The organism is Pseudomonas sp. CJQ_9 (genome assembly GCF_043106615.1).
Taxonomy (GTDB): Bacteria; Pseudomonadota; Gammaproteobacteria; order Pseudomonadales; family Pseudomonadaceae; genus Aquipseudomonas; species Aquipseudomonas juntendi.
Genome location: NZ_JBICMS010000092.1, coordinates 40,164 through 53,870 on the forward strand (window position 1 = coordinate 40,164; position 13,707 = coordinate 53,870).

The 13,707-nt window shown below is 63.6% G+C and carries 12 protein-coding genes; 3 read left to right on the plus strand and 9 right to left on the minus strand.

Annotated elements, in window-relative coordinates; genetic code table 11:
- Positions 1 to 2 precede the first annotated feature (2 nt).
- Entirely contained in the window at positions 3 to 1,010 is a 1,008-nt protein-coding gene (locus ACF8SD_RS19365; RefSeq protein WP_009683291.1) for an AI-2E family transporter, read from the plus strand.
- Positions 1,011 to 1,214: 204 nt separating this feature from the next.
- On the opposite strand, the gene ACF8SD_RS19370 is transcribed toward ACF8SD_RS19365, so the two are convergent.
- On the minus strand, positions 1,215 to 2,480 hold the full coding sequence (locus tag ACF8SD_RS19370) for an Hsp70 family protein (protein ID WP_110676661.1): 1,266 nt from the start codon (positions 2,478 to 2,480) through the stop codon (positions 1,215 to 1,217).
- A gap of 175 nt (positions 2,481 to 2,655) precedes the next feature.
- Between ACF8SD_RS19370 and cbpA the strand changes: the two genes are divergently transcribed.
- Positions 2,656 to 3,609 (plus strand): curved DNA-binding protein, encoded by a 954-nt coding sequence (gene cbpA / locus ACF8SD_RS19375; protein ID WP_009683289.1) that lies wholly within the window; start codon positions 2,656 to 2,658, stop codon positions 3,607 to 3,609.
- 2 nt (positions 3,610 to 3,611) lie between these two features.
- The gene (locus tag ACF8SD_RS19380; RefSeq protein WP_009683288.1) at positions 3,612 to 3,917 is read left to right on the plus strand and encodes a chaperone modulator CbpM; all 306 of its coding nucleotides are present in this window, start codon (positions 3,612 to 3,614) and stop codon (positions 3,915 to 3,917) included.
- A 66-nt stretch (positions 3,918 to 3,983) separates the two neighbouring features.
- Here ACF8SD_RS19380 and ACF8SD_RS19385 read toward each other — a convergent pair whose 3' ends face one another.
- The 8 genes from ACF8SD_RS19385 to ACF8SD_RS19420 form a co-directional block, all read right to left on the minus strand.
- Positions 3,984 to 4,499: a GNAT family N-acetyltransferase gene (locus ACF8SD_RS19385; protein ID WP_392484257.1), complete on the minus strand. Its 516-nt coding sequence runs from the start codon at positions 4,497 to 4,499 to the stop codon at positions 3,984 to 3,986.
- Positions 4,500 to 4,530: 31 nt separating this feature from the next.
- Positions 4,531 to 5,229 (minus strand): urea ABC transporter ATP-binding subunit UrtE, encoded by a 699-nt coding sequence (gene urtE, locus ACF8SD_RS19390; RefSeq protein ID WP_054904943.1) that lies wholly within the window; start codon positions 5,227 to 5,229, stop codon positions 4,531 to 4,533.
- A gap of 146 nt (positions 5,230 to 5,375) precedes the next feature.
- On the minus strand, positions 5,376 to 6,233 hold the full coding sequence (gene urtD / locus ACF8SD_RS19395; RefSeq protein WP_029885711.1) for an urea ABC transporter ATP-binding protein UrtD: 858 nt from the start codon (positions 6,231 to 6,233) through the stop codon (positions 5,376 to 5,378).
- Complete coding sequence (urtC, locus tag ACF8SD_RS19400; RefSeq protein WP_009683284.1) at positions 6,230 to 7,309, minus strand: urea ABC transporter permease subunit UrtC; 1,080 nt, start codon at positions 7,307 to 7,309, stop codon at positions 6,230 to 6,232. The genes urtD and urtC overlap by 4 nt, the downstream gene beginning before the upstream one ends.
- Entirely contained in the window at positions 7,309 to 8,796 is a 1,488-nt protein-coding gene (urtB, locus tag ACF8SD_RS19405; protein ID WP_392484255.1) for an urea ABC transporter permease subunit UrtB, read from the minus strand. Before urtB ends, urtC begins: the two co-directional genes overlap by 1 nt.
- Positions 8,797 to 8,934: 138 nt before the next feature.
- Positions 8,935 to 10,200, minus strand: a complete 1,266-nt coding sequence (urtA, locus tag ACF8SD_RS19410; protein WP_161892017.1) for an urea ABC transporter substrate-binding protein — start codon at positions 10,198 to 10,200, stop codon at positions 8,935 to 8,937.
- Between the two features lie 184 nt (positions 10,201 to 10,384).
- Positions 10,385 to 11,791, minus strand: a complete 1,407-nt coding sequence (cycA, locus tag ACF8SD_RS19415) for a D-serine/D-alanine/glycine transporter (RefSeq protein WP_173891232.1) — start codon at positions 11,789 to 11,791, stop codon at positions 10,385 to 10,387.
- 528 nt (positions 11,792 to 12,319) lie between these two features.
- Positions 12,320 to 13,687 (minus strand): PepSY-associated TM helix domain-containing protein, encoded by a 1,368-nt coding sequence (locus tag ACF8SD_RS19420; protein ID WP_392484254.1) that lies wholly within the window; start codon positions 13,685 to 13,687, stop codon positions 12,320 to 12,322.
- Between the last annotated feature and the right edge of the window lie 20 nt (positions 13,688 to 13,707).

Here is a 13,707-nt window from a genome sequence, read left to right on the forward strand (position 1 = left end):
GTATGACCTTTACCCCGCGTCAGATTACCTTGGCCAGCCTGATCATCGTCATGGCCGGCCTGTTGCTGGCTTTGCCGCTGAAGTTATTGCCCAGCCTGCTGGCCGGCTTGCTGGTATTTGAACTGGTCAACATGCTGACCCCGCGCCTGCAACCCCTGCTGGCCGGGCAACGCGCGCGCTGGCTGGCGGTGGCGCTGCTTGGCACGCTGGTGGTGCTCAGCCTGAGCCTGCTGATTGCCGGCGCGTTCAGCTTCCTGCTGCACGAGGCGGAAAACCCCGGCGCCTCGTTGGACAAGTTCATGGCCTTGGTCGAACAGGCCCGCAGCCAGCTGCCGCCGTTCATCGAAGCCTACCTGCCCGCCAGTGCTGCCGAATTCAAGGTCGCCATCGGCGACTGGATCAAAAGCCACCTCAGCGACCTGCAACTGGTCGGCAAGGGCATGGCGCACATGTTCGTCACGCTGTTGATCGGCATGATCCTCGGCGCCATCATTGCCTTGCAGCGCATTCCCGATGTGTCCCGGCGCAAACCGTTGGCGGCGGCATTGTTCGAGCGCCTGGCCTTGCTGGTACAGGCGTTTCGCAACATCGTCTTCGCCCAGATCAAGATTTCGCTGCTGAACACGGCCTTTACCGGCATATTCCTGGCAGTGGTGATGCCGCTGTTCGGGGTGCACCTGCCGCTGACCAAGACGCTGATCGTACTGACCTTCCTGCTGGGGTTGCTGCCGGTGATCGGCAACCTGATGTCCAACACCCTGATCACCATCGTCGGCTTGTCGCTGTCGATCTGGGTGGCGGCGGCGGCGCTGGGCTACCTGATCGTCATCCACAAGGTCGAGTACTTCCTCAACGCCCGTATCGTGGGTGGGCAGATCAGCGCCAAGGCGTGGGAGCTGCTGCTGGCGATGTTGGTGTTCGAGGCGGCGTTCGGGCTGCCTGGGGTGGTGGCGGGGCCGATCTACTATGCCTACCTGAAAAGTGAGCTGAAGCGGGCCGAGCTGGTCTGAAGCGGCAAGCGGCAAGCGGCAAGCGGCAAGCGGCAAGCGGCAAGCTACAAGTTGCAAGCGGCAAGCTACAAGTTGCAAGTTGCAAGCTGAGCACCTATAGATGCACTAACACCTCTCAGCTTGTAGCTTGTAGCTTGTAGCTTGTAGCTTGTAGCTTGTAGCTTGTAGCTTGTAGCTTGTAGCTTGTAGCTTGTAGCTTGTAGCTTATCCGTACCGCTTGCGCGCTTCGATCGCCAGCCCACTACCAATACTGCCAAAGATATTGCCCTCCACATGGCGCGCATTGGGCAACATCGCCGACACGCTGTTGCGCAATGCCGGAATACCGCTGGAACCACCGGTGAAGAACACCGTGTCGACCTGGCCTTCGCTCACCCCGGCCTTGGCCAGCAGCTCGCTCACGCTGCCGCGCACACGCTCCAGCAACCCCTCAATGGCCTCTTCGAACAGCACCCGGGTCAGTTCGGCAGACAGTTCAGGCTCGACCCGGTGCAGGTCGATGCGGCGGCTGTCGCGCTCGGTCAGTTCGATCTTGCTGGCTTCCACTTCCATCGCCAGCCAGTGCCCGGCACGCTGCTCGATCAGCTTGAACAGCCGGTCGATACCGAAGCTGTCCTCGATGTCGTAGCGCATGCTGCCCAGCGCCAGCTGCGACTTCTGCGAGTACAGCGCGTTGATGGTGTGCCAGGTGGCCAGGTTGAGGTGGTAGCTGGTCGGCATCAGGGCGCCGCTTTTCATGCGGCTACCGTAGCCGAACAGCGGCATCACGCCCTGCAGGCTCAGCTGCTTGTCGAAGTCGGTACCGCCGATGTGCACGCCGCCCGTGGCCAGGATGTCGCTCTGGCGCTCGGCCAGCAGGTGGCGCTCTGGCGACAGGCGGATCAGGGTGAAGTCCGAGGTACCACCGCCAATGTCGACAATCAGTACCAGCTCTTCGCGGCTGATGGTCGACTCGTAGTCGAACGCGGCGGCAATCGGTTCGTACTGGAACGACACGTCCTTGAAGCCGAGCTTGCGTGCCACCTCGGCCAGAGTGTCTTCGGCCTCCTGGTCGGCGGCCGGGTCTTCGTCGACGAAAAATACCGGGCGCCCCAGCACGACCTGGTCGAACTCGCGGCCCGCGGCCGCCTCGGCACGCTTTTTCAGCTCGCCGATGAACATGCCCAGCAGGTCCTTGAACGGCAAGGCACTGCCCAGCACGCTGGTGTCGTGCTTGATCAGCTTGGAGCCCAGCAGGCTTTTCAGCGAGCGCATCAGGCGGCCTTCGTAGCCTTCCAGGTACTCGTGCAGGGCCAGGCGGCCATAGACCGGGCGCCGCTCTTCAATGTTGAAGAACACCACCGAGGGCAAGGTGATCTTGCCGTCTTCCAGGGCAATCAGCGACTCGACCCCAGGGCGGTGCCAGCCAACCGTGGAGTTGGAGGTGCCAAAGTCGATGCCCAGGGCACGGGCCGGGGTTACGTCAGACATGGGAAAAGGCTTCCGGAGGCAAAACGGCCGCGCAGTTTATGCCAGTTGGCTACAGAATCAAGACCAGTCGTCTGCGATGGAGCAAAGCCAAGGCGGTCTTGAAAGGCTATGCTTGACCCCTATCTTCAGTAGCATCTTCAGTTGCAACACGCACTTTCACATTGGTGATCCACAGATGGACTTCAAAGACTATTACAAGATACTTGGCGTAGAGCCCACGGCGGACGAGAAGGCGATCAAGGCCGCGTACCGCAAGCTGGCACGCAAGTACCACCCCGATGTCAGCAAGGAACGCGACGCCGAGGACAAATTCAAAGAGGCCAACGAGGCCTACGAGGTTCTGGGCGACGCGCAGAAACGTGCCGAGTTCGATGAGATCCGCAAGTATGGCGGCCAGCACGGCCGGCCATTCCAGGCGCCACCGGGCTGGGAAAACCGCGGTGGCGGTGGCGGCTTCGAAGGCGGCGATTTCTCCGACTTCTTCAGCTCGATATTCGGCAACCGTGGTGGCAACCCCTTCGGTGGTGGCCGGCAGCAGCAACGCAGTGCCGGCAGGCGGGGGCAGGACGTGGAACTTGAATTGGCCGTATTCCTTGAAGAAACCCTGAGCAAGGAGTCCAAGCAGATCAGCTTCCAGGTGCCGCAAACCAATGCCATGGGCCAGCGCACCGGTTTCACCACCAAAACCCTGAACGTGAAGATTCCGGCCGGGGTCACCGATGGCGAGCGTATCCGCCTCAAGGGCCAGGGCGCGCCGGGCAGTGGCGGCGGCGCCAATGGCGACCTGTTCCTGACCATTCGCATGGCACCGCACCCGCTGTTCGATGTTGAAGGCCATGACCTGATCATCACCGTGCCGCTGGCGCCATGGGAGGCTGCGCTGGGCACCAAGGTTGCGGTACCCACCCTGGACGGCAAGATCAACCTGACCATCCGCCCGGACAGCCAGAGCGGCCAGCGCCTGCGTGTACCGGGCAAAGGCCTGGCGAGCAAGCACGGTGAGCGCGGTAACCTGTATGCACAGCTGAAGGTGGTGATGCCGCCGGCATCCGACGAGTCTGCCCGCGAACTGTGGGCGAAGCTCGCCGAGAAAGCGGCGTTCAACCCGAGGACACAATGGAGTAAGTGATCATGAGCAGCACCCTGATCGTTCAACTGGACATGCGTACCCTGTGTCAGGAAGCCGATGTCACGGCGGACTGCGTGATCGAAATTGTCGAACACGGCATTGTCGAGCCTTCTGGCCGAACGCCAGAGGACTGGCTGTTTGACGATCAGGCGCCGTTATTGGCCAAGCGCGCGGCCAAGCTGCACCGGGAACTGGAGCTGGAGTGGGAAGGGGTGGCGCTGGCGCTGGAGCTGTTGCAGGAAGTGCAGCAGCTGCGCAGCGAGAACAGCATGTTGAAGCAGCGGCTGGGCAGGTTTACCCAGATGTAGGCTTGCGCGCCGGGTTTTGTGGGAGTGGCAGGGTCGCGAAAGGGCCCTCCCACAAGCGGCCCCGTTTCAGCCTGGTTCAGCTCCCGGGTTCAGCACCAGCTGCATGAAGGTCAAATCCAGCCAGCGGTCGAACTTCACGCCAACCTGGGGCATCTGCCCGGTCACCACGAAACCCAGCCGCTCATGCAGGCGGACCGACGCCGCATTGCCACTTTCGATGGCCGCGACCATCACATGCTTGCCGCAGCCTTGTGCACGCTCGATCAGCGCCGCCATCAACACCGGCCCCAGCCCCTTGCCCCGCTGGTCGCCGCGGATGTACACCGAGTGCTCCACGGTCAGGCGGAAACCCTCGAACGGCCGCCAGTCGCCAAACGAGGCATAGCCCAGCACGCCCGTGTCATCCACAGCCACCAGTATCGGGTAGCCCTGCTGCGCACGTGCTTCGAACCAGGCCTGGCGGTTGGCCAGGTCTACCGGGGTTTCGTTCCAGATCGCCGTGGTAGTGCGCACGGCGTCGTTGTAGATATCGAGGATGCCCGGCACGTCGGCGGGCAGGGCATCGCGCAGCTGGTAACTCATGACAGGGTCTCGCAAGTACGGTGCTTGCAGGTTAAATGGTTACCAGGCCGCGCACACCCTCGGCTTGCATGTTTTCGCCGCGCCCGCGCTGCACGATCTCGCCACGGGCCATGACCAGGTACTGGTCGGCCAGCTCTTCGGCAAAATCGTAGAACTGCTCCACCAGCAGGATCGCCATGTCCCCCCGTGCGGCAAGGCGACGGATGACGGCGCCGATTTCCTTGATGACCGACGGCTGGATGCCTTCGGTCGGTTCGTCGAGGATCAGCAGGCGCGGCCGGCTGGCCAGGGCGCGGCCAATGGCCAGCTGTTGCTGCTGCCCGCCAGACAGGTCGCCGCCCCGGCGCTGCTTCATTTGCTCAAGCACCGGGAACAGCTCGTAGATGAAGGCAGGCACTTCGCGGGCCTCTCGCGCGGGGAAACGCGACAGGCCCATCAGCAGGTTCTCCTCGACGGTCAGGCGCGGGAAAATCTCACGGCCCTGGGGCACGTAGGCAATGCCGGCGTGTACGCGTTGCTGGGGTTTGAGCGCGGTAATCGGCTTGCCTTCCCATTCGATGCTGCCATCCCGGGCGGGCACCAGGCCCATCAGGCAGCGCAGCAGGGTGGTCTTGCCGACCCCGTTGCGGCCCAGCAGGCAGGTCACTTCGCCGACTTTGGCTTCGAAGGAGAGGCCGCGCAGAATGTGGCTGCCGCCGTAGTACTGGTGCAGGGTGTCGATCTTGAGCATGTTGGTGTTCCTGAAAGTGTTGCTGTGCCTGTGCCGGCCTATTTGCGGGTGAACCCGCTCCTACAGGGACCGCACAGATTTCAAGACTTGTGCATTACCTGTGGGAGCGGGTTTACCCGCGAATAGGCCGGCACAGGTATCCCTGTCTAGCGGCCCAGGTACACCTCGACCACCCGCTCATCCGCCTGCACCTGCTCCAGCGACCCTTCTGCCAGCACACTGCCCTGGTGCAGTACAGTCACGTGGTCAGCGATGCTGCCGACAAACCCCATGTCGTGCTCGACCACCATCAGCGAATGCTTGCCGGCCAAGCCCTTGAACAGCTCGGCGGTGAACTCGGTCTCGGCATCGGTCATGCCCGCCACGGGTTCATCCAGCAACAGCAACTGCGGCTCTTGTACCAGCAGCATGCCGATTTCGAGGAACTGCTTCTGCCCGTGCGACAGCAGGCCCGCCTGGCGCTGGGCCAGCGGCAGCAGGCGCAAGGTGGTCAGCACCTCTTCGATGCGCTGGCGCTGCTCGCCGCTCAGCCGTGCAGCCAGGCTGGCCCATACCGATTTGTCGGTCTTCAGCGCCAGCTCCAGGTTCTCGTACACCGTCAGCGCCTCAAACACCGTGGGTTTCTGGAACTTGCGGCCAATCCCGGCCTGGGCGATCTGGTACTCGCCCAGGCGGGTCAGGTCGAGGGTGTCGCCAAAGTAGGCCGTGCCGCTGTCTGGTCGGGTCTTGCCGGTGATCACGTCCATCAGGGTGGTCTTGCCGGCGCCATTGGGGCCGATGATGCAGCGCAACTCACCCACCCCGATGTACAGGTTGAGCGCGTTCAGCGCCTTGAAACCGTCAAAGCTGACACTGATGTCTTCCAGGCTCAGCACCGTGCCGTGGCGGGTATCCAGGCCCGCCTTGCGGGTGTGGCCCAGGCCAATGGCGTCGCGGCCGGCGCCGAGCGGGTCGAATACCGGTTCGAGCATGAATTCGGGATGCACCGGGGGCACGCCTCTCATGGCTGGCTCCTTTTTTTCAACAGGCCGACCACGCCCTTGGGCAGGTACAGGGTGACGAGAATGAACAGCGCACCGAGGAAAAACAGCCAGAACTCCGGGAAGGCCACGGTGAACCAGCTTTTCATGCCGTTGACCAGGCCGGCGCCGAGCAACGGCCCGATCAGCGTGCCACGGCCACCAAGGGCTACCCACACGGCGGCTTCGATGGAGTTGGTCGGTGACATCTCGCTGGGGTTGATGATGCCCACCTGGGGCACGTACAGCGCCCCGGCCAGGCCGCACAGCACGGCGCTGAGCACCCATACCAGCAGCTTGAAACCGCGCGGGTCGTAGCCGCAGAACATCAGGCGGTTCTCGGCGTCGCGCACTGCGGTCAGCAGGCGGCCGAACTTGCTGCGGGTCAGCCGCCAGCACAGGTACAGGCTGGCCAGCAGCAGGCCGACCGTCAGCAGGAACAACACGGCGCGGGTCCCTTGCGCGGTGATGTCGAAGCCCAGAATGGTGCGGAAGTTGGTGAAGCCGTTGTTGCCGCCGAAGCCGGTTTCGTTGCGGAAGAACAACAACATGCCGGCGAATGTCAGGGCCTGGGTCATGATCGAGAAGTACACCCCCTTGATCCGCGAGCGGAAGGCGAACCAGCCAAACACCAGCGCCAGCAGCCCGGGGGCCAGCACCACCAGGCACAGTGCCCAGGCAAAATGCTGGGTTCCGGCCCAGTACCATGGCAGCTCGGTCCACGACAGAAAAGCCATGAACCCGGGCAGGCCGTCCCCGGCCGCCTGGCGCATCAGGTACATGCCCATGGCATACCCGCCCAGGGCGAAGAACAGGCCGTGGCCCAGTGACAGCAGGCCGGCGTAGCCCCAGACCAGGTCCAGGGCCAGGGCGACGATGGCGTAGCAGAGAATCTTGCCGACCAAGGTCAGGGTATAGGCCGACACTTGCAAGGCGTGGTCCGCCGGGAGCAGCGACAACAGCGGCAGGGCGACCAGCAGCAGGGTGACGACGGCGCCGATGGCCAGCGACAGGCGCGGCCCGGCCTTTTGCGTAGCAGTGACTAGCAGTGGCTGGTTCATCAGTCGATTACCCGTCCCTTGAGGGCGAACAGGCCTTGCGGGCGCTTCTGGATGAACAGAATGATCAACGCAAGGATGAGAATCTTGCCGAGTACGGCGCCGATCTGGGGTTCCAGCAGCTTGTTGGCAATGCCAAGGCCAAACGCCGCCCACAGGCTACCGGCCAGTTGCCCGACCCCGCCGAGCACCACCACCAGGAACGAGTCGATGATGTAGCTCTGGCCCAGGTCCGGGCCGACGTTGCCCACCTGGCTCAGGGCTACGCCGCCCAGCCCGGCAATGCCCGAGCCAAGGCCGAAGGCCAGCATGTCGACGCGCCCGGTAGACACACCGCAGCATGCCGCCATGTTGCGGTTCTGGGTCACCGCCCGCACGTTCAGGCCCAGCCGCGTGCGGTTGAGCAGCAGCCAGGTCAGCAGCACCACCGCCAGGGCGAAGCCGATGATCACCAGGCGGTTGTAGGGCAGCACCAGGTTGGGCAGCAGCTGGATGCCGCCCGACAACCATGCCGGGTTGCTGACTTCGACGTTCTGCGCGCCGAACAGCAGGCGGATGGCCTGGATCAGGATCAGGCTGATCCCCCAGGTGGCCAGCAGGGTTTCCAGTGGGCGGCCATACAGGTGGCGGATGACCGTGCGCTCCAGCGCCATGCCGACCCCGGCGCTGATGGCGAAGGCCACTGGCAGGGCGATCAGCGGGTAGAACTCGATGGCACCCGGGGCATAACGCTGCACCAGCACCTGGACCATATAGGTGCTGTAGGCGCCGAGCATCAGCATCTCGCCATGGGCCATGTTGATCACGCCAAGCAGGCCGAAGGTGATCGCCAGGCCGAGCGCCGCCAGCAGCAGGATCGACCCCAGCGACAGGCCGCTGAAGGCCTGGCCGAGCAGCTCGCCGAACAGCAGCTTGCGCTGCACCTGGGCCAGGCTGGTTTCGGCAGCGGTGCGCACGCCCGGGTCGCTTTCCGCGTCGGGTTGCAGCAGCGCTTCAAGGCGGGTGCGGGCCAGCGGGTCGCCGGTTTCCCCCAGCAGGCGCACGGCGGCCAGGCGTACGGCGGGGTCGCTGGCGCCCAGTTGCAAATTGGCCAGGGCCAGGCCCAGGGCTGCGTGTACGGCAGCGTCCGGCTCGCTGGCGAAGCGCCGGTCGAGGAACGCCATTTGCGCCGGTTGTGCGCTTTTTTGCAGTTGCTGGGCGGCAGCCAGGCGGGCGTCGCTGTCGTCGCTGAGCAACTGGTGGCTGGCCAGGGCATTGTCGATCAAGCCGCGCAGGCGGTTGTTCAGGCGCAGCTTGCGGGTGTCGTCGGGGGCGATGCGGCCCTGGCGCAGGTTTTCCAACAGCGGCAGGCGTGCAGCATCGGGTTGCGCTGCCCAGTTTTCGAGCAGTTGGGCCTGCTCGGCGGGCTTGGCGGTGAGGAAGAATTCGCCCTCGCTGGCGTGGGTTGCCAAGGGCATTAGCAGGAGAAGTGTGAGCAGGAGTCTGAGCATGCGGGCAATCCTGGAAATCGGTGTTGGATTCTTCGCGGGTAAACCCGCTCCTACAGGGATTTCACCGGTCCAGAGGGCAGTGGGGATCCTGTGGGAGCGGGCAAGCCCGCGAATGGGCTGCAAAGCAGCCCCCTGCACTCAGTTACCTTTCACGGCGTAATCTGGCCGCTTGTCATTGCCTGGAATGAACGGGCTCCATGGCTGCGCCCGCAGCGGCTGCTCGGTTTCCCAGACCACGCTGAACTGCCCGTCATCCTGGATCTCGCCGATCATCACCGGCTTGTGCAGGTGGTGGTTGGTCTTGTCCATGGTCAGGGTGAAGCCTGACGGTGCCTTGAAGGTCTGGCCGGCCAGGGCTTCGCGGACTTTGTCCACGTCGGTGGACTTGGCTTTCTCGACCGCCTGGGCCCACATGTGGATGCCTACGTAGGTGGCCTCCATCGGGTCGTTGGTTACCGCCTTGTCGGCACCGGGCAGGCCCTTGGCCTTGGCGTAGGCTTTCCAGTCGGCGACGAACTTCTGGTTGACCGGGTTATCCACCGACTCGAAGTAGTTCCACGCCGCCAGGTGGCCCACCAGCGGCTTGGTATCGATACCGCGTAGCTCTTCTTCGCCCACCGAGAACGCCACCACCGGCACGTCGGTGGCTTTCAGGCCCTGGTTGGCCAGTTCTTTGTAGAACGGCACGTTGGAGTCGCCGTTGACCGTGGAGATGACCGCCGTCTTGCCGCCTGCGGAGAACTTCTTGATGTTGGCGACGATGGTCTGGTAGTCGGCGTGGCCGAAAGGCGTGTACACCTCTTCGATGTCCTTGTCGGCCACGCCCTTGCTGTGCAGGAAGGCCCGCAGGATCTTGTTGGTGGTGCGAGGGTAGACGTAGTCGGTGCCCAGCAGGAAGAAGCGCTTGGCGCTGCCGCCGTCTTCGCTCATCAGGTATTGCACCGCAGGGATGGCTTGCTGGTTGGGGGCGGCGCCGGTGTAGAACACGTTTGGCGACATCTCTTCACCCTCGTACTGCACGGGGTAGAACAGCAGGCCGTTGAGTTCCTCGAACACCGGCAGCACCGACTTGCGCGACACCGAGGTCCAGCAGCCGAACACCACCGCGACCTTGTCCTGGGTCAGCAGTTGGCGGCTCTTTTCTGCGAACAGCGGCCAGTTGGAGGCAGGGTCGACCACCACCGGTTCGAGCATCTTGCCGTTGACCCCGCCTTTGGCGTTGATTTCCTCGATGGTCATCAGCGCCATGTCCTTGAGCGACGTCTCGGAAATGGCCATGGTCCCCGACAGCGAATGCAGGATGCCGACCTTGATGGTTTCGGCGGCCTGGATACTCCAGCTCAGGCCCATTGCCGCAATCGATGCGCTGAGGGTAAAGGCCTTGATCAGACTGCGACGCTTCATGTGCTCTCTCCGCTGGTTTTTATGTGTTGGGCAAGCGGGGAGGAGCTTTGCAAGGGGTGTGCCTAACGGCGAAACGGGCGGGATAGAGCGGTGGTGCGAGGTGTTGGGGCGTTTGCGCGGGCCAGCTTGGTGCCTGCGGCCTTTGCGTGCACAGGATTGGGGCCGCGGTGCGGCCCCCAGGCCATTAACCGTTGCGCACTGCGGAACGCGGCTGACGGCGGCTGCGCACGCCCTGATAAGTGGATGCCAGCAACAGGAACCAGATCGGCGTTACCACCAGCGCCGAGCGGGTGTCGGCTTCCAGGCTCAGCAACACCAGGATGAAGGCAAAGAACACCAGGCACACGTAGCACATGAAGCGCCCGCCCGGCATCTTGTACTTCGACGCCTGGTGCAGCGCCGCCCGTTGCTTGCGGTACTTCAGGTACGACAGCAGGATCAGCGTCCAGACGAACATGAACAGCACTGCCGACACCGTGGTCACCAGGGTGAATGCCTCGACCACGTTCGGCACCAGGTAAATCAGCACCGCCCCCAGCAGCAGGCAGGTGCAGGAGAAGTACAGGCCGTTGGCAGGTACCGAGCGGCTGGACAGTTTCTCGAATGCCCTGGGCGCATCACCTTCCTGCGACAGGCCGTACAGCATGCGGCTGGTGGAGAACACGCCGCTGTTGGCCGACGAAGCGGCCGACGTCAGCACCACGAAATTGATGATGCTCGCCGCGGCCGGCAGGCCGGCCAGCACGAACAGCTCGACGAACGGGCTCTTGCCCGGTACCACGTCGCGCCACGGGGTCACCGCCATGATCGCGATCAGTGCCAGCACATAGAACACGATGATGCGTACTGGGATCGAGTTGATCGCCCGCGGCAGGGTGCGCTCGGGGTTTTTCGCTTCGGCAGCGGTGGTGCCGACCAGCTCGATGCCAACGAAGGCGAACACGGCGATCTGGAAGCCGGCGAAGAAGCCCATCACCCCGTTGGGGAACATGCCGCCGTCATTCCACAGGTTGGCCAGCTGCGCCGTGCGCCCGCTGGGCGAGGTGAAGCCGGTGATGACCATATACAGGCCTGTGGCGACCAGGCCGAGGATGGCGACGATCTTGACCAGAGCGAACCAGAACTCCAGCTCGCCGAACATTTTCACCGTTACCAGGTTCAGCGACAGCAGCAGCGCCACGCAGGTCAGCGCGGGTATCCACTGTGGCAGGTCGGGGAACCAGAACTGTGTATAGGCGGCGATGGCGACAACATCGGCGATGCCGGTGACCACCCAGCAGAACCAGTAGGTCCAGCCGGTGAAGTAGCCAGCCCAGGGCCCGAGCAGGTCGGCGGAAAAATCGATGAACGACTTGTAGTTGAGGTTCGACAGCAGCAACTCGCCCATGGCGCGCATGACGAAGAACAGCATGAAGCCGATGATCATGTAGACGAAGATGATCGATGGGCCGGCCAGGCTGATGGTCTTGCCCGAGCCCATGAACAGGCCGGTGCCGATCGCGCCGCCGATGGCGATGAGCTGGATATGGCGGTTGGTCAGGTTGCGCTGCAGATGCGGTTCATCTGGCGCTGTGGGTGAGGTTTGCGTCATAGGCAGCATTCCCTTGTAAAGGTCAGTCTTCTTGTCAGAGGTAGCCGGCTAGGCTAACACGGGCGTCCCAATTCGGGGCGTGACAGATCGACTCTGCATTTGGGTAGCAGTGTGATGCCTGTCCCGCCCTCTCTACAAAGCCAACGCAGTTCGTTGTAGGAGCAACGGTCTTTCCCAAAATTTGAAAAGCCTGCGCGATTCATTGTGGGAGCGGGCGAGCCCGCGAAGCAGGCGACGCGGTCTCTGGCACCGGCTGCGCCGGTGTTCGCGGGCACGCCCGCTCCCACAGGAACCGTGTGATCTTCGAGTCCTGCATTTTGTCTGTTGATCTACACCCTCTTCGGCTGAGGCAACACCAGATCCAGCCAAGGCTCGCCAGCCCTGAGCATCGCATTGAGTCGCACCAGGAAAACCCGCACAGGGGTGTTCGCTGCGGGGGATTGTGGGAGCGGTGAATGACAGCTTCTGCTCCCACTCGTGCTCTAGGCACCTACGGCATTCAGCTTGTCATTCACCGCTCATGCACAATTAGGCGCTGGCCAACACCCGGCGGCGCCTCACCACCAGGCTGTCCACCGCCCACATCACTATCATCGACACCCCCACCTGCGGGAACATCACCCCCAGCACCAGCATCACCGCCACCGCCGCCTTCCAGCGCGGCAGGTCATGGCGCAGCGGCGGTACGCCCAGGCCGCCCTCGGGCCGGCGCTTCCACCACATCACCAGCCCGCTCACCGAGCCCAGCAGGATCATCAGGCACACCAGCAGGATGATGACCTGGTTGACCACGCCAAACATCCTGCCTTCATGCAGCATCACCCCCAGTTCGGTGGCGCGGGCGACCGGGCTGTAGTCCTGCCAGCGCACGTCGGCCAACACCTTGCCGGTGTACTGGTCGACATGCAGGGTGGCGTCATTGCGCGGGTCATCGGCGAACACGGCGACGGTGAACACCCCATCGGCGGTGGTGGGCAGGGTAATGCTGTAGCCCGGCTCGACCTGCCGCGCGGTGGCAATGTCTTCGACCTGCTGCAGGCTTACCTGCGGGGCTGCGGGTTTGGCTGACATCATGTGGTGCCCGGCGTGTTCGGCATGCGCGCCAGACTGCGGCATGGGCGTATTTTCCATGGCCCACGGCACGGTCTGGCGGTGCGCGTCGTTCAGTTCGCCTGCCTGCTGGTCGGACTTGGGCACGTTGGTCCACATGGCCGCCGGGAAGCGGTTCCACAGTTCGGCGTACTGCTTGCCCCACAGGCCGGTCCAGGTCATGCCGCTGAGCAGCATCAACAGCAGCAAGGCCGAACCCCAGAACCCGGTTACCGCATGCAGGTCGCGCCACAGCAGGCGGCCACGTGCCGACAGCCGGGGCCACACTACCCCGGCGCCGGTGCGCCCGCGTGGCCACCACAGGTACAGGCCCGACACCACCAACACGATGCCCCAGCCGGCAGCCAGTTCCACCAGGCGGTCACCGACGGTGCCGACCATCAGTTCGCCATGCAGGGCACGGGCGATGGCCTGCAGGTTCAGCTTGCCGTCCTGTTCGCCGAGGACCTTACCGCTGTAAGGGTCAACGAAGACGTTCAATTCCCGCCCGCCGTCATGCACCACGAACTGCGCGCTGCGCTCGGCATTCAACGGCGGCAGGTATTGGCCCACGTGGCCATTGGGGTAGGCCTGGTGCACCTCGGCCAGCAACGTATCGGCGGCCTGGCGATGATGGCCGGCTTCGACCACCATCAGGTCGCGGTACAGCACTGGGTCGAGTTGCGGCTTGAACAGGTAGATGATCCCGGTGATGGCCAGCAGGATCATGAAGGGGGCCACGAACAGCCCCGCATAAAAGTGCCAACGCCAGGCCAGGTTATAGAAACTGATGCGTGTTCCTCTCATGGGAACCTCCTTTTGACCCG